Annotated in this window: 17 protein-coding genes; 9 read left to right on the forward strand and 8 right to left on the reverse strand. The window is 63.4% G+C overall.

The features are described 5' to 3' along the window. The first annotated feature begins 14 nt into the window (after window positions 1-14). Together NKH50_RS05440 and NKH50_RS05445 are read left to right on the forward strand one after the other, a co-directional pair. The gene (locus tag NKH50_RS05440; RefSeq protein WP_352507341.1) at window positions 15-794 is read left to right on the forward strand and encodes a Bax inhibitor-1/YccA family protein; all 780 of its coding nucleotides are present in this window, start codon (window positions 15-17) and stop codon (window positions 792-794) included. Between the two features lie 109 nt (window positions 795-903). Next, window positions 904-1,473 carry a GNAT family N-acetyltransferase gene (locus NKH50_RS05445; RefSeq protein WP_352691082.1) on the forward strand — a complete coding sequence of 190 codons (570 nt, stop codon included), beginning with the start codon at window positions 904-906 and terminating at the stop codon, window positions 1,471-1,473. A gap of 4 nt (window positions 1,474-1,477) precedes the next feature. On the opposite strand, the gene NKH50_RS05450 is transcribed toward NKH50_RS05445, so the two are convergent. Then, complete coding sequence (locus NKH50_RS05450; RefSeq protein ID WP_254817869.1) at window positions 1,478-1,864, reverse strand: DUF2794 domain-containing protein; 387 nt, start codon at window positions 1,862-1,864, stop codon at window positions 1,478-1,480. A gap of 477 nt (window positions 1,865-2,341) precedes the next feature. Next, a complete protein-coding gene (locus NKH50_RS05455) occupies window positions 2,342-3,091 on the reverse strand; it encodes a DUF1223 domain-containing protein (RefSeq protein WP_352877563.1) in 750 nt (249 codons plus the stop codon). Between the two features lie 175 nt (window positions 3,092-3,266). On the opposite strand from NKH50_RS05455, the gene NKH50_RS05460 reads away from it, so the two are divergent. After that, complete coding sequence (locus NKH50_RS05460) at window positions 3,267-3,938, forward strand: ceramidase domain-containing protein (protein ID WP_352507340.1); 672 nt, start codon at window positions 3,267-3,269, stop codon at window positions 3,936-3,938. Between the two features lie 40 nt (window positions 3,939-3,978). Here NKH50_RS05460 and acnA read toward each other — a convergent pair whose 3' ends face one another. Further along, the gene (acnA, locus tag NKH50_RS05465) at window positions 3,979-6,669 is read right to left on the reverse strand and encodes an aconitate hydratase AcnA (protein WP_352877182.1); all 2,691 of its coding nucleotides are present in this window, start codon (window positions 6,667-6,669) and stop codon (window positions 3,979-3,981) included. 283 nt (window positions 6,670-6,952) lie between these two features. Here acnA and ccmA point away from each other — a divergent pair, with 283 nt between their 5' ends. From ccmA to NKH50_RS05485, 4 genes are all read left to right on the forward strand, one after another. After that, window positions 6,953-7,561 (forward strand): heme ABC exporter ATP-binding protein CcmA, encoded by a 609-nt coding sequence (gene ccmA / locus NKH50_RS05470; protein WP_352479675.1) that lies wholly within the window; start codon window positions 6,953-6,955, stop codon window positions 7,559-7,561. 88 nt (window positions 7,562-7,649) lie between these two features. Next, window positions 7,650-8,315 (forward strand): heme exporter protein CcmB, encoded by a 666-nt coding sequence (ccmB, locus tag NKH50_RS05475; protein ID WP_352479674.1) that lies wholly within the window; start codon window positions 7,650-7,652, stop codon window positions 8,313-8,315. Between the two features lie 126 nt (window positions 8,316-8,441). Beyond that, entirely contained in the window at window positions 8,442-8,609 is a 168-nt protein-coding gene (ccmD, locus tag NKH50_RS05480; RefSeq protein ID WP_352479673.1) for a heme exporter protein CcmD, read from the forward strand. Then, window positions 8,606-9,181: a DsbE family thiol:disulfide interchange protein gene (locus NKH50_RS05485; protein ID WP_352877186.1), complete on the forward strand. Its 576-nt coding sequence runs from the start codon at window positions 8,606-8,608 to the stop codon at window positions 9,179-9,181. Before ccmD ends, NKH50_RS05485 begins: the two co-directional genes overlap by 4 nt. A gap of 34 nt (window positions 9,182-9,215) precedes the next feature. On the opposite strand, the gene NKH50_RS05490 is transcribed toward NKH50_RS05485, so the two are convergent. After that, window positions 9,216-9,383 (reverse strand): hypothetical protein, encoded by a 168-nt coding sequence (locus tag NKH50_RS05490; RefSeq protein ID WP_254817861.1) that lies wholly within the window; start codon window positions 9,381-9,383, stop codon window positions 9,216-9,218. A gap of 262 nt (window positions 9,384-9,645) precedes the next feature. Here NKH50_RS05490 and NKH50_RS05495 point away from each other — a divergent pair, with 262 nt between their 5' ends. Both NKH50_RS05495 and NKH50_RS05500 read left to right on the forward strand, forming a co-directional pair. After that, window positions 9,646-10,563, forward strand: a complete 918-nt coding sequence (locus NKH50_RS05495; protein WP_254817860.1) for an SMP-30/gluconolactonase/LRE family protein — start codon at window positions 9,646-9,648, stop codon at window positions 10,561-10,563. Between the two features lie 32 nt (window positions 10,564-10,595). Beyond that, complete coding sequence (locus NKH50_RS05500) at window positions 10,596-10,805, forward strand: tautomerase family protein (protein WP_254817859.1); 210 nt, start codon at window positions 10,596-10,598, stop codon at window positions 10,803-10,805. A 7-nt stretch (window positions 10,806-10,812) separates the two neighbouring features. On the opposite strand, the gene NKH50_RS05505 is transcribed toward NKH50_RS05500, so the two are convergent. The 4 genes from NKH50_RS05505 to ftsY all read right to left on the reverse strand — a co-directional run bounded on the left by NKH50_RS05505 (window position 10,813) and on the right by ftsY (window position 14,635). Then, window positions 10,813-11,346 (reverse strand): NADPH-dependent FMN reductase, encoded by a 534-nt coding sequence (locus NKH50_RS05505; RefSeq protein ID WP_352877190.1) that lies wholly within the window; start codon window positions 11,344-11,346, stop codon window positions 10,813-10,815. 33 nt (window positions 11,347-11,379) lie between these two features. Then, entirely contained in the window at window positions 11,380-12,000 is a 621-nt protein-coding gene (locus NKH50_RS05510; protein WP_352649358.1) for a pyridoxamine 5'-phosphate oxidase family protein, read from the reverse strand. Window positions 12,001-12,067: 67 nt separating this feature from the next. Beyond that, entirely contained in the window at window positions 12,068-12,742 is a 675-nt protein-coding gene (locus NKH50_RS05515) for a septation protein A (RefSeq protein ID WP_352877566.1), read from the reverse strand. A 60-nt stretch (window positions 12,743-12,802) separates the two neighbouring features. Further along, window positions 12,803-14,635, reverse strand: a complete 1,833-nt coding sequence (gene ftsY / locus NKH50_RS05520) for a signal recognition particle-docking protein FtsY (protein WP_352877193.1) — start codon at window positions 14,633-14,635, stop codon at window positions 12,803-12,805. Window positions 14,636-14,641: the final 6 nt, after the last annotated feature.

A 14,641-nucleotide genomic window follows, 5' to 3' on the forward strand; every position in this document is an offset into this window, starting at 1 on the left:
ATATGAGGATTTCCATGGCTGATCCCGTTCGCAATTATCAGACGCGCGCCGTGCCCGGCGCCGGCGTCGATGCTGCCATCGACCAGGGCCTGCGGGCCTACATGATCAAGGTCTACAATCTGATGGGGCTTGGCCTCCTCATCACCGGCCTTGCCGCGGTCGGCACAATCATGCTGGCCACGACCAGCGATCCCGCCTCGGCGGTCGCGACGTTGCCAAGCGGCGAGATGCTGACCTCGTTCGGCTACGCGATCTTCGGCTCGCCGCTGAAATGGCTGGTGATCTTTGCCCCGCTGGCAGCGGTGATGTTCCTGTCGTTCCGCGTCCAGTCGATGAGCGTTTCGGCCGCACAGACGACGTTCTGGGTCTATGCCGGCCTCGTCGGCCTGTCGCTGTCGTCGATCTTCCTGGTCTACACCACCGCCAGTATCTCGCAGACCTTCTTCGCCACCGCCGCCGCCTTTGGCGGGCTGTCCCTCTACGGCTACACGACCAAGCGCGATCTCTCGGCGTTCGGGTCGTTCCTGGTCATGGGCCTGGTCGGCCTGATCATCGCGATGGTGATCAACATCTTCCTGCAGTCGTCGGCGCTTTCCTTTGCCGTTTCGGCGATCGGCGTGCTGATCTTCGCAGGCCTCACCGCCTACGACACGCAGAACATCAAGGAGATGTATTTCGAGGGTGACGAGACTGATGTCGCCGGCCGCAAGGCGATCATGGGCGCATTGAGGCTCTATCTCGATTTCGTCAACCTGTTCATGTTCCTGCTGCAGTTCATGGGCGACCGTCGCTAAATACGGTTTTCCTGGACCAGGAGTGTGGAAAGGGCGGCCCAATGGCCGCCCTTTTCTTTTGTGCCGGCTTTTGCTGTGATATGGGGCAGATGAACGACGTGCCTAAATTATGAGCAGCATCACCTTGCGGGCCGCGACGTCGGCCGATCTCGACCGGATCACGGAAATCTATGCCGACGCGGTGACGAATGGCACTGCCAGCTATGAACTCGAGCCACCAAGCCGCACCGAGATGGGCGCGCGCTTCGACAACCTGATGGCGGGCGGCTTTCCTTATCTGGTTGCGGAAAAGGCCGGCAGCGTGCTCGGCTATGCCTATGCCGGGGCGTTCCGGCCGCGCCCGGCCTACCGCTTCGTCGTTGAGGATTCCGTCTATGTCGCGCCCGAGGCCAAAGGGCAAGGCGTCGGGCTGCTCTTGATGCAAGGGCTGATCGAAGCGGCCAAGGCGGCAGGTTTTCGCCAGATTATCGCGGTGATCGGCGACGGCCGGCCCGATAGCGCCTCGGTACGGTTGCACGAGAAGCTCGGCTTTCGTCATTCCGGCCGCCTGGAAGGCTCAGGGTATAAGCACGGACGCTGGCTCGACACGGTGTTCATGCAGTTGCCGATCAATGGCGGGGCGTCGATCCCGCCCGATCCGCAGTCACTGCCCGAGCGGAAGTTCCGCGAACAAAAATAAGAGGTTACGCTTCGACCAGCTTCAGCGTTCGGTCGAACACGCCAAGCACCCGGCCGAGCTCCTGGCCGCGCTTGAGGATGCGCCCGCCGGCGGCGATGACGGCGAACGCGCCTTGCCGGCGCGCCAGCTTCGGATCCTTGACGATCTGGAAAAGCGGCACTTCGCTGGTGCGGCGGAAGACAGAAAAAACGGCGCGGTCGGCGAGATGGTCGATGGCATAGTCGCGCCACTCATTGGCGGCAACCATACGGCCGTAGAGTCTGAGGATCTGGTCCAGTTCGCGCCGGTCGAACTGCACCGGCTGGTCGAGGCGTTCGCGTCTTGCCTCATGCAGCGGGATCAGTATTGCGGATGCGTCCCCATCCTCCATCCCGCTGCTGCGATCAGTCATGCCTGGATCCTCGCAATGAATCGTACGCCGACCAAAGTTGGCGCTTTCGTTGCCGAATTGCAAGGCCCGGCCGGGCAAGGGCAGCGTCGTGCGGTTTCTGCAGCGTCCAGTCACGTTTGCGAAACGCCTGTTGGAATTGGTGATGCTTCGCCACAATCCTGCCTTTTTTTATCCGTGCTCATGCCCCAATGTCCGACGAATTTACCGGTGTTGCCTGAGACGGTTCGGTCCGGCACCGGCTCGTAAACCCCAAGCCCCCCGCCCACGGGTCTGCGTCGGATCGAACCAACCTCGGTTTTTCCTTGGAAAGATCGGGTGCGACGATCCCAAAACCTAAATGACCGGCGTCAGAAGCAAGCTGACGCCGGTTTTTTATTGGCCGGAGCCGTGGCGGTGCGATCCCTCCAGACAGGCTGTCGTCGGAGGCTTGAGCGCGGTTATCCTCTTCTCCCACAGGGAAGAAGGGGAGCGCTCTATTTAAGGCTTGCGGATAAAGGCTGCACCCAGGATCGGACCGGGCATGCCGTCCTTGCCAACTGACTGCAGCAGCACGGCGCAGCCGCCCTTCTTGGCGATCTCGCTCATCGGCAGTTCGTAGCGCTGCGCCTTGCCGTGCCACATGCCGGCGGTCTGGATGCTGGTGACGGCGTTCCAGTAGGTCATGCTGCGGCCGCTGTTTTCGCCCTTGCCGATCTTTATCGTCTGTGGCGGGTTGAAATAGACGATGACGACATGCGCGTCGGCGGGGCCGGTCACGGCGTCGCCGGCATCGATCATGACGCGATCGCTGGTCCGGCTGACTTTGATGCCGACGCGCATGCCTTCGCCGACCCTCTCCATGCGGGCCAGCGCGCCGTCGACTTCCTTGCGGCTGGCGCCGTTGACATGGCTGCGGCCGTTTATGACGGCTTGCGGGGTGTAGACGGAACGGCTGCCGAAGGCGCGCATATACTCATATTGCCGCTCGGTATTTTCCTTGCGGCTCAGCGTGTCCTGCCAGCCGAGGTAATCCCAATAATCGACATGATAGGCGAGCGCGACGATGTCCTCCTTGGCGGCGAGCTCGGCGAAGAATTCGTCGGCCGGCGGACAGGAGTTGCATCCCTGGCTGGTGAAGAGCTCGACGACGCCTAATGGCTTGTCGGTTGGCTCGGCAAGGGCCCCGCCGGCAAACGCCGAGAGGGCCAGCGCAAGGGCCTCAAGCCGCAATGGTCTTCGAGATGGCATGGCCGTTCCGATCCCGCCGGTGACGCCGGCTTTGTTCTGGTTGTCGAAATATGTGGCAGAAGCGTCAGTCAACGGGAAGTCACGTTGCGGTGAAATTTTGCCGTTGCAACCGCTGGCAAGGGCGCAATAGGTGGACTTGCACTACACGATGGAAGCGATTCGGGCGGCAATCAGCATGTGGCAATCTCTCCTGGCGCCGGTCGACCTGTACTGCGAGCGGACCGGGCCGGAACTCTGGGCCGAACCGCTCAATGCGCTGAGCAATCTGGCTTTTTTTGCCGCCGGGCTGTGGGGTGTCTGGCAGGTGCGCAGGCGCGGCACCGGCATCTTCGCCGAAGTGCTGGCCTGGTGGGTGGTGGCGATTGGCGTCGGCTCGTCGCTGTTCCACACCTTTGCCAACCGTGGCACGGTCTGGGCCGACGTGCTGCCAATCGCCGGGTTCACGCTGGCCTACACGCTGTTCAACCTGCGGCGTTTTCTCGGCATGAAATGGGGCAAGGCGATCGCCATCTTCGTCGCCTTCTATGCCGTCGCCGGGCTGGTGACCTTTGCCGTGCCGGACTGGCTGCGCGAGGCGTCGAACGGCACGACCGGCTATCTGCCGCCCTTCCTGGCGCTCGCCTTCTTCGGCGCCTTGGTGGCGGCGAGCGGCAACCGTGCCGGCTGGTACAATCTGGCGGGCTCGGCGATCTTCGTCGTATCGGTCGTCTGCCGGATGATCGATCCGCTGGTCTGCGGCAGCTTCCCGCTCGGCACGCACTTCCTGTGGCACATCCTCAACGGGCTGATGCTCGGTGTGCTGCTGGCGGCGACAGCGCGGTTTGGAAAGCCGGGAATAGGGGAATAGGGGAAGCGTTCCCTACTCCCTTACTGCCCTACTCCTCTCTCTATGCTGCCAGATCGCGCAGCACGTATTGCAGGATGCCGCCATTCTTGAAGTAGTCGAGCTCGTCCAGCGTATCGATGCGGCAGATGATCGGAACCTCTTTGACGCTGCCGTCGCCGTAGGTGATTCTGGCGATCATCTTCTGCCGCGGCTTGATGTTGCCCAGGCCGTCGATCTCAACCAGTTCGTCGCCCTTGAGGTTGAGCGAGGCCCATGAGGTGCCTTCCTCGAAGACGAAGGGGATGACGCCCATACCGACAAGATTGGAGCGGTGGATGCGCTCGAAGGACTGGGCGATGACCGCGCGGACGCCCAGCAAATTGGTGCCCTTGGCCGCCCAGTCACGCGACGAGCCGTTGCCATATTCGACGCCGGCGAAGATGACCAGCGGCACGCCTTCCTTCTTGTAGTGCATCGCGGCGTCGTAGATCGATTCCTCTTCTTTCGAGGGGTAATGGATGGTGTAGCCGCCCTCGCGGCCGTTCTCGCCCAGCATGTGGTTGCGGATGCGGATATTGGCGAAGGTGCCGCGCATCATCACCTCGTGGTTGCCGCGGCGTGTGCCGTACTGGTTGAAATCGGCGACGCCGACGCCGTGGTCGGTGAGATACTTGCCGGCCGGCGAGGCCGCCTTGATCGAACCGGCGGGCGAAATGTGGTCGGTGGTGATCTTGTCGCCGAACAGCCCGAGCACACGCGCGCCCTTGATATCGCCGATCTTGCCGAAGCCTGACGTCATGCCGGCAAAATAGGGCGGGTTCTGCACATAGGTGGAATTGTCGTCCCAGGCATAGGTCTGGCCTTCCGGCGCCTTGACGTTCTGCCAGTACTCGTCGCCCTTGAAGACGTCGGCATATTTGCGGGCGAACAATTCGCGCGTGACGTTCTTCTCGATGAATTCCTGGATCTCGACCGAACTCGGCCAGATATCCTTGAGATAGACCGGATTGCCGTTGCGATCCTCGCCGAGCGGCTCGGTGGTCAGATCCTTGGTCACGGTCCCAGCCAGCGCGTGGGCGACGACCAGCGGCGGCGAGGCGAGATAGTTCGCCTGCACGTCGGGCGAGACGCGGCCTTCGAAATTGCGGTTGCCGGACAAGACTGCCGCAGCAATCAAGCCCTTATCATTGATGGTCTTGGAGATCGGCGCCGGCAGCGGGCCGGAATTGCCGATGCAGGTGGTGCAGCCGAAGCCGACCAGGTTGAAGCCGATCTGGTCGAGTTCCTTCTGCAGGCCGGATTTCTCGAGATATTCGGCCACGACCTGGCTGCCCGGCGCCAATGAGGTCTTGACCCACGGCTTCTGCTTGAGGCCGAGCCGGTTGGCGTTGCGCGCCAACAGCCCGGCGCCGATCAGCACGCTCGGGTTCGAGGTGTTGGTGCAGGAGGTGATGGCAGCGATGACGACATCGCCATGGCCAAGATCGTAGTCCGTCCCCTCGACGGCATAGCGCTTGTCGATTTCGGCGGCCTTCTTGTATTCGGTCTCCATGGCCTTGGCGAAGCCGGCCGGAATGTCTTCAAGTGCGACCCGGCCTTCCGGCCGTTTCGGGCCGGCCATCGACGGGACGACGCTGCCGAGATCGAGCTCCAGCAGGTCGGTGAAGACCGGATCGGCCGAGCCGGCATCGCGCCACAAGCCTTGCGCCTTCGAATAAGCCTCGACCAGGGCGATGCGGCCTTCGTCGCGACCGGACATGGTGAGATAGCGGAGGGTTTCGCTGTCGACCGGGAAGAAGCCGCAGGTGGCACCATATTCCGGCGCCATGTTGCCGATGGTGGCGCGATCGGCCAGCGTCATGTTGGACAGGCCCGGACCGAAGAATTCGACGAACTTGCCGACGACGCCCTTCTTGCGCAGCATCTGGGTGACTGTGAGCACCAGGTCGGTGGCGGTGACGCCTTCCCTCAGCCTGCCGGTGAGGCGAAAGCCGATGACTTCCGGCAGCAGCATGGAAACCGGCTGGCCGAGCATCGCGGCCTCCGCCTCGATGCCGCCGACGCCCCAGCCGAGCACGCCAAGACCGTTGATCATGGTGGTGTGCGAATCGGTGCCGACGCAGGTGTCGGGATAGGCGGTGGTCTCGCCGTCTTCGCTGTTGGTCCACACCACCTGGCCGAGGTACTCGAGATTGACCTGATGGCAGATGCCGGTGCCGGGCGGCACCACGCGGAAATTGCGGAACGCCTGCTGGCCCCATTTCAGGAATTTATAGCGTTCCTCGTTGCGCTCATATTCAAGCTCGACATTGCGGGCGAAAGCCAGCGGTGTACCGAATTCGTCGACGATGACCGAATGGTCGATGACCAGATCGACCGGCACCAGCGGATTGATCTTTTGCGGGTCGCCGCCGAGCGAGGCCATGGCGTCGCGCATGGCGGCAAGGTCGACCACAGCCGGAACGCCGGTGAAATCCTGCATCAGAACGCGGGCCGGGCGATAGGCGATCTCGACGCCGGCAGTGCCCCGGTCGGTCAGCCAGCCGGCGACCGCCTGGATGCTCTCCTTGGTAACGGAACGGCCGTCCTCGTTGCGCAACAGGTTCTCCAGCAGCACCTTCATCGAATAGGGCAATTGGGCAATGCCTGTGAGGCCGTTCTTTTCGGCCTCGACAAGGTCATAGTAGATGTACTCGGTGCCGCTGGCGGTCAGCGTGCGGCGGCAATTGAAGCTGTCGAGTGATTTGGACACGTGCGATCCCTAACTGTCGGTTGCCGGGAGGGAACGGACGCCAGTGGGCATGCAAATCACGCGCAAAGGTGCGGGTACGGCCATTTCCGCTGTCCGTTCCCAAGCGTCCGGGCCGTTCAAGGCGGCACGCGCGCTGGTTCGGCGCAAATTCGGTTCCCGCGCCGACCGCTGGCACGGCTGATGCGGATATAGAGAATTTTCTGGAATAGTTCTAGACACGGAATCGCCATTTTTGCTGCGGCGCACCGAAGCCGCATTTGTACTTTTCGGCGAAGGGGAACGGATGCGGCTGATCGCCGAAAATCTGGGCGGCGAACGCGGCGGCGAGTCGGTATTTTCCGCCATCGAATTCGCGCTGGGGGATGGCCAGGCGCTGGTCGTCACCGGGGCGAACGGCGCCGGCAAATCGACGCTGCTCAGGATCATCGCCGGTCTGTTGCCGGTGGCGGCAGGCCGTGTGCGGTTCGAAGGTGGTGGCGAAGACTTCCCGTCGGTCGCCTCGGCCTGTCACTATCTCGGCCACCTCAACGCGATGAAGACGGCGCTGAGCGTCAAGGAGAATCTGTGCTTTTGGCGCGATTTTTCGGGCGCGGGCTCTGCGGGTGTCGAAGAGGCGCTGGAAACCGTCGGCCTGGGCCGCATCGGCCATCTGCCGTTCGGCTATCTCTCGACCGGCCAGCGCCGGCGCGCGGCGATTGCAAAACTGCTGGTCAGCCATCGGCCATTGTGGCTGCTTGATGAGCCGACCGCAGGACTGGACAAGGTTTCGGAGGAGAGAGTCGGCGAATTGATGGAGAAGCACCTCGAGAGTGGTGGGATCGTGGTCGCGGCGACGCATTTGCCGCTGGGGATCGAGCGGGCACAAGGGCTGGTGATGGGCGAGGCCGTTTGATGTTGGTGCTCTACGGCGCCCCCCTCTGTCCTGCGACGGAACTCCATCCTTTGCTTGGCCTTCACGCCTGCATCGGGACCAAACCATAATGTGGTCCCTCTTCCTGCGCGACATCCGCCTGAGCATCCGCGCCGGCGGCGGAGCGCTGACTGGAGTGATTTTCTTTCTCGCCGTCATCGCGACCATCCCCTTCGGCGTCGGTCCCGACCTGAGGCTGCTGGCCCGCATCGGCCCGGCGATCCTGTGGATTGCCGCCTTGCTTGCCTGCCTGCTCGGCCTCGACCGGCTGTTCCAGGCTGATCGGGAAGACGGCTCTCTCGATCTTCTGGTGCTTGGCAACGACCGGCAAATGCTGGCCTTGACCGTGCTGACGAAATGCCTGGCGCATTGGGCGGGAAGCGTGCTGCCGCTGGTCGTCGCCGCTCCCCTGCTTGGCCTGTTCATGAACATGGAGCCGGCCGGCATCGGCGCCACGGCGCTGACGCTGCTGGTCGGCACGCCGGCGATTACTTTCATCGGTGCCGCCGGTGCTGCGGTGGCGGTAGCGTTGCCGCGCGGCGGGCTGCTGATCTCGGTGTTGGTACTGCCGCTGACCATTCCCGTGCTGATCTTCGGCGTATCGGCAAGCTATGGCGCGGTAGCGGACCCCGATCCGTTCCTGCAGCCCTTCCTCATTCTTGCCGCGCTGACCCTGTTCCTTGCCGTGCTCGGGCCGGTGGCGGCGGCGCTGGCGCTGCGGCACGGAACGGATTGATGTGTTGGCTTCAGCTCATCCCTGCGGCGCGGCGAACAATTGCGGAGCCGATGGCGCGGCGTTAAGAGAAGACATGTCGGAACAAGGCGAGACGGACCGTTTGGAAAGCGCCGCGGAGCGAAAAGCATGAGCGTACACGCGCTTTATGTCACCGCCGCCTATGCGATCACGGCCGTGGTGCTGGGCGGGCTGATCGGCTGGATCCTGCTGGACCAGCGCGGCCGCAAGCGAGAACTCGCCGAGCTGGAAGCATCCGGCGTGCGCCGGCGCTCCGATAGGGCAGTCAAGCCATGAGCACGGAAACGGAAACACCGGCGCGCCGCCGCCTGATCGTGCTGCTGCCGCTGCTGGTCTTTCTCGGGCTGGCGGGATTGTTCCTGGCGCAGCTCTTGTCCGGGCGCGACGTGTCGGAAGTGCCGTCGGCGCTGATCGGCCTGCCGGCGCCGCAGACCAACCTGCCGGCGCTCGAGGGCACCAATTTGCCGGGCCTCGATTCAAAACAGTTCGCCGGCAAGGTGACGCTGGTCAACGTCTTCGCGTCGTGGTGCGCGCCGTGCCGCGAAGAGCACCCGGTGCTGCTGGCGCTGTCGCAGGACAGACGCTTCGTCATGGCAGCGTTGAACTACAAGGACCAGCCGGAAAACGCCCGTCGGTTCCTTGGCGATCTCGGCAATCCGTTCCAGGCGATCGGCGTCGACCAGGCCGGGCGCACGGCGGTCGACTGGGGTGTCTACGGTGTGCCGGAGACCTTCGTCATCGGCAAGGATGGCAAGATCGCCTACAAGCATGTCGGGCCGCTGACGCCGGACTCGGCGCAGACGCTGCTGCTGCCGGAGATCGAGAAGGCGCTGGCCGTGCCGGGCTGATTGCCCGCCGTTTCATCAAAGGTCGACGGAAGACTCAGCCGTAGATCTGCTTGTGGACCTGGTAGAGCATTTCTGAGCGATCGGCGCGCATATCGGCGAGGTCGCGGCTGGTGAAGCTGTCGATTTCGGCGACGAGGCGGTTGTAATGCCGGCGCTTGGCGATGCTAGCGCGAGCGCGGCTCATGAGGCTGTCGATGATCATAGCGAGTCTCCTTTTGCGCCGCATTTGCGGCCAGTTGTTCCTCCCTTGATCGATACGAAGCATGACATAGTTATGGTGCGTTGCAAAAATAAGATGTTGCAATGCACCATTGCGCTAGGCGCATAGCCGGTTAACCGGATGTGACCTGCCGTCCGGGCCAGCATCCGCTTCCACAATGCTTCTGACGCATCATCGATCTTGCCATATCGATCGCAGGCTGGCTTGATCGCGCCTCGCCAAGCGACTGCTACCGGGAGGAACCATGGCCAGCGAATTCTACGAAGTTCTCGATCCGCGCTTTTCGCGGCTGTTCAACGGCAATGCACAGGTCGACAGGCTGTTTACCGGCTGCCGATGGGCGGAAGGACCGGCCTGGTTCGCGGCCGGGCGCTATGTGGTCTGGTCCGACATCCCGAACAATCGCATGCTGCGTTACGACGAGACGGACGGCAGTGTCAGCGTGTTCCGTCAGCCGTCGGGCAATTCCAACGGCAACACCGTCGACCGGCAAGGCCGGCTGGTTACTTGCGAGCATTCCGGCCGCCGTGTCAGCCGCACCGAGCATGACGGCTCGGTCATCACCATCACCGACAAATGGCGCGGCAAGCGGCTGAACTCGCCCAATGACGCGGTGGTCAAGTCCGATGGCTCGATCTGGTTCACCGATCCGAGCTACGGCATCGATACCGATTACGAGGGCGACAAGGCCGAAAGCGAGATCGGCGCCTGCCATGTCTATCGGGTCGATCCCGGCACCGGCGAGACCGAGGCGGTGATCACCGACATGGTCAGACCCAACGGACTCGCCTTCTCGCTCGACGAGCGCCAACTCTATGTCGCCGACACCGGCCGCACGCATGGTGCGCAAAACCCGGCGCACATCCGGGTGTTCAATGTCGGCCAGGACGGCAAGACGGTCTCAGGCGGAAAGGTCTTTGCCGACTGCACCGCCGGCCTGTTCGACGGCTTCAGGCTGGATGCGGACGGCCGCATCTGGACCAGCGCCGCCGACGGCATCCACTGCTACGATCCAGACGGGACGCTGATCGGCAAGGTCAAGGTACCGGAAGTCGTTGCCAATTGCGTGTTCGGCGGCAACAAGCTGAACTGCCTCTATATCGCCGGCACGACCTCGCTCTACATGGTCCGGCTCATGGTCAACGGCGCCAAAACCTACTGAGCGGACGCCAAGCATATCCAAGGGAGGGACCCATGCCATTCGTGAACATCCGCCTGGTCAAGGAGGTGATTGCCGATGACCCGGCCGGCAAAAAGGCCGCGATCGCCGCCCAGGTGACAGCGGCCATAACGGGCGTCACCGGCCTGACCAACAACGATGTCTGGGTGGTCTTCGAGGAGGTCGCTGCACGCGACTGGTTCGTCGGCGAAACCGACGTCGAGACGCGGAGAGGCAAGGGTTGAGCGCCGCTCAGCCAGCGCGGATGAACTCGGCGAAATCCGAAACGGCGCCGCGCATCGCCAGCCGGTTTTCCGGCTCCGCCAGGATTTTCTCCACCTCCGGCCGCCTCTTGCCGAGCAGCGCGATTTCGAGCGCTGCTTCCTCATAGAGCGCGAAAGACATTGTCCGCATGACCTCGACCAGTGCGGCGCGGGCAAACAGCGAGCGCGGCGAGGCATGCACCAGCATGGCTGGCTTGCCGACGGCGGCATCGCGCGACACCAGCCAGTCGAGCGCGTTCTTCAGGCCGCCTGGCACGCCGTGTGCGTATTCCGGGCAGGAGACGATGACGCCGTCAGCGGCGGTGACCGCATCGATCAGCGCCGCTGCTTGCGGCGGCGTCCGCTCGCCTTCGTCGTCGGGGTTGAAGATCGGCAGCCGACCAAGCCCGTCATAGACGGAGACGTGACAGTCCGGCGGCGCGTTTTGCGCGAGGGCCGCGATCAGGGCCGAATTGGTCGAGGCGGCGCGCAGGCTGCCGGAAATGGCGAGAATGTTCAGCAAAGGGACCGGCTCGGCGATTCGTTGCTGGGCACGCTACCACATGGTCTGCTTGTAATCCTCGTCAAGCCAGCGGTCGGTGGCCTCCGCCGTTTCGGCAAGCGCCAGCTGGTCGCGCAGGATCTGGCCGAGCGTCGGCAGCGTCGCGCGGTCGTACCAGGTTTCGGGCTTCCACAGTTCGGAGCGCATGAAGGCCTTGGCACAATGCATGTAGGCAGCCTTGACCGTCACCACGACCACGCTTTGCGGTGCCTTGCAGTCGACCGCCAGTCGCTCGCGCAATGCCGCATCGACGGTGATGCGGGCATCGCCGTTGACACGCAGCGTTTCGTTCATGCCGGGAATGAGGAAGAGCAGCCCGACCGAGGGATTGAGAAGGATGTTCTCCAGCGTGTCGAGCCGGTTGTTGCCCGGCCGGTCGGGGATGGCGATGGTCTTCTCGTCGAGCACTGCCACAAAGCCCGGCCTGTCGCCCTTGGGCGTCACATCGGCATTGCCGGCGCCGTCGGACGAGCCGATCAGCACGAACGGGCTCTTGCCGATGAAGGAACGGCAGTGGCCGTCCAATGTCTTCAATTCCTTGCGGATCGAGCCGTCGGTCGGCCGAGGCGTCTTGTAGATCGTCCTCAGCTCGTCGCGCGTGATGATGAATTCCATCCTCGTCCCCTCCTATTCTGACGCAATTCCCCAGGGAAACCGCAGCACACACCTTTTCCTGGAATTGCTACTTGCTGGCCTTTCCCGCTTTCTCGGTCTTGTCCTCGAGCGAATGGCGCAGGATCAGCGGCATCTGGCTGAAGGTGAACAGAAGCGTGATCGGCATGATGCCCCAGACCTTGAAGGTAACCCATGTATCGGTGGAAAAATTCCGCCAGACCGCTTCGTTGACAAGGGCTAGGAACAGGAAGAACAGGCCCCAGCGGAAGGTGAGCTTGCGCCAACCCTCGGCGTCGAGATTGAAGGCCGATTCGAAGACATAGCCGAGCAGCGATTTGCCGAAGAACAGGCCGCCGAGCAACACGCCGCCGAACAGCGTGTTGACGATGGTCGGCTTCATCTTGATGAAGATATCGTCCTGCAGATAGAGCGTCAGCGCGCCGAAGATGAAGACGACGACGCCCGACACCATCGGCATGATCGGCAAGGTACGGGTGAGCAGCCAGGAAGCGATCAGCGCGATCGCGGTCGCGGCCATGAACAGGCCGGTGGCGACGAAGATCGGTCCGCCGAACTCGCCCAGCGCCGGGAATTTCTGCGCCAGCCATGCGCCGCGCGCATTGGCGAAGAAGAATACCATCAGCGGGCCAAGCTCCAGCACCAGCTTGAGCAGCGGATTGACGGCTTCCTTCTTCTGCTTTTGCGGGTCGGATGGGTCGCGTTCGAGAATGGGTGGGCTCATAAGGTCCTTCTTACGCATGATTCAATCCAAAAAGCCTGCACCTTATTGGGATCATGCTCGTCAAGCCACGCCAGCGATCGCCCTGGCGAATTCGCTTGCGGAAAAGGGTTCGAGGTCGTCGACCTGTTCGCCGACGCCGATGAAATAGACCGGCAATTTATGCTTTGCCGCGATCGCCACCAGAATACCGCCGCGCGCCGTGCCGTCCAGCTTGGTCATCACCAGGCCGTTGACGCCGGCGACATTGCGGAAGATCTCGACCTGGTTGAGCGCGTTCTGGCCGGTGGTGGCATCGACCGTCTGCAGCACCGTGTGCGGCGCTTCCGGATCGAGCTTGCCCAGCACGCGGACGATCTTTTCCAGTTCCGCCATCAGCTCGGTCTTGTTCTGCAGCCGCCCGGCGGTGTCGATGATCAGCACGTCGGAGCCGGCCTCCTTCGCCCGCTCGAATGCGTCATAGGCGAGGCCAGCGGCGTCGGCGCCGAGCTTCGAGGCAATGACTGGCGAGTTGGTGCGCTCGCCCCAGATCTTCAGTTGCTCGATGGCGGCTGCGCGGAAAGTATCGCCGGCGGCGAGCATCACCGAGAGGCCGCCATCGGTGAGCTTTGCGGCAAGCTTGCCGATAGTCGTTGTTTTCCCGGTGCCGTTGACGCCGACCACCAGGATGACATGCGGCTTATGGCTGAGGTCGAGTTCCAGCGGCATGGCGACATGGGACAGCACCTTCTCCACCTCGGCCGCCATGATGGCGCGGACTTCGGTGTCGGAGACGTCCTTGCCGTAGCGGCTGGCGGAGAGTGCATCGGTTACGCGCAAAGCCGTCTCCATGCCGAGATCGGCGCGGATCAGCACGTCCTCCAGGTCCTGCAGCGTGTCCTCGTCGAGTTTCCGCTTGGTGAAGACGCCGGCGATGTTGCCCGACAACTCCCGGGAGGAGCGCGCAAGCCCGTCTCGCATGCGCTGGAACCAGGAGCGCCTCGGCGTCGGTTCGGGCGCCTTCTGCGGCTCGGCTTTCTGCTCGACCTTCTTGGTTACGGTGACTTTGCCGGGGGCGGGCTTTGGCTCCGGCGATGGTTGCGGGACGGCCTCCGGCTCGGGCGCGATCTCGGCGAGCGGCGGCTTCGTCTCGACGGGCGCTGGCTGGCGGATCGGCGGCGGGATTTCGGCCGGCGGCGGCGCTTCGGGTGCTGGTGGCGTGATTTCGGCAGTGGGTGCCGCGTCTTGCGCAGGTTGGCGCTGCCCCTCACCCTCACCCGTTCCGGGGCGCGCCGCTTGTCTCACCCGTCCTTCGGACCCCCGTAAGGGACGGGGAGAGGGGGGCGTCAGCGCCGGAGCTTTTTCTTTGCCGCTTTCAAAACGAGGCTCGGCGTGACGATCAGCACCCTTCTCCCCGTCACTATACGGGGAGAACGTGCCTGCAGGCGGATGAGGGGCAGCGCCACGTTCGGATGGCGGAGGCTCAGTCTGGACGATTTCTGGCTGCGTCGGCTCTGGCTCAGGAATTTCCTTCGGCTCTGGCTCCGGGGCTGGCTCGGGAACGACGGGAGCGGCGTCTGACGCAGCCTGTTCAGCAGGCGCCTCTGGCTCCTCGACCGGAGCGGGTTCTGGCTGGGTGTCCGGCTCGACCAGAAGGGTCGGCGCAGGTTCGGGCTCGGCCTCTTCAACAGGCGCCGGCTGCGGCGCGGGTGCTTCCGCCTCGACCGGCGGTACGGCTTCGGCCTCGGGGCGAGGCTCTTCGCGTTTCAAAAACTCCGGAACGGTCTGCTCGGCGGCCGGCTTCAGCGCCTCCAGTTCGTCCCATTTTATCGGCGGTAGCGGTGCGGTCTCGTCGGGCCGCTCCTCTACCACTTCCTTCTTGCCGAACGAAAATATCTTCTTGAAAAAACCAGCCATGTCTTG

The organism is Mesorhizobium sp. M1027, assembly GCF_040318745.1.
GTDB lineage: Bacteria > Pseudomonadota > Alphaproteobacteria > Rhizobiales > Rhizobiaceae > Mesorhizobium.

Coding starts and splice junctions, on each gene's coding strand:
- NKH50_RS05455 (WP_352877563.1), bottom strand. CDS start 3,091: ATGCCATCTCGAAGACCATTGCGGCTTGAGGCCCTTGCGCTGGCCCTC.
- NKH50_RS05515 (WP_352877566.1), bottom strand. CDS start 12,742: ATGAGCCCACCCATTCTCGAACGCGACCCATCCGACCCGCAAAAGCAG.
- NKH50_RS05485 (WP_352877186.1), top strand. CDS start 8,606: ATGAGCACGGAAACGGAAACACCGGCGCGCCGCCGCCTGATCGTGCTG.
- NKH50_RS05500 (WP_254817859.1), top strand. CDS start 10,596: ATGCCATTCGTGAACATCCGCCTGGTCAAGGAGGTGATTGCCGATGAC.
- NKH50_RS05445 (WP_352691082.1), top strand. CDS start 904: ATGAGCAGCATCACCTTGCGGGCCGCGACGTCGGCCGATCTCGACCGG.
- ccmB (WP_352479674.1), top strand. CDS start 7,650: ATGTGGTCCCTCTTCCTGCGCGACATCCGCCTGAGCATCCGCGCCGGC.
- ccmA (WP_352479675.1), top strand. CDS start 6,953: ATGCGGCTGATCGCCGAAAATCTGGGCGGCGAACGCGGCGGCGAGTCG.
- NKH50_RS05440 (WP_352507341.1), top strand. CDS start 15: ATGGCTGATCCCGTTCGCAATTATCAGACGCGCGCCGTGCCCGGCGCC.
- ftsY (WP_352877193.1), bottom strand. CDS start 14,635: ATGGCTGGTTTTTTCAAGAAGATATTTTCGTTCGGCAAGAAGGAAGTG.
- NKH50_RS05510 (WP_352649358.1), bottom strand. CDS start 12,000: ATGGAATTCATCATCACGCGCGACGAGCTGAGGACGATCTACAAGACG.
- ccmD (WP_352479673.1), top strand. CDS start 8,442: ATGAGCGTACACGCGCTTTATGTCACCGCCGCCTATGCGATCACGGCC.
- NKH50_RS05460 (WP_352507340.1), top strand. CDS start 3,267: ATGTGGCAATCTCTCCTGGCGCCGGTCGACCTGTACTGCGAGCGGACC.
- NKH50_RS05495 (WP_254817860.1), top strand. CDS start 9,646: ATGGCCAGCGAATTCTACGAAGTTCTCGATCCGCGCTTTTCGCGGCTG.
- NKH50_RS05450 (WP_254817869.1), bottom strand. CDS start 1,864: ATGACTGATCGCAGCAGCGGGATGGAGGATGGGGACGCATCCGCAATA.
- NKH50_RS05490 (WP_254817861.1), bottom strand. CDS start 9,383: ATGATCATCGACAGCCTCATGAGCCGCGCTCGCGCTAGCATCGCCAAG.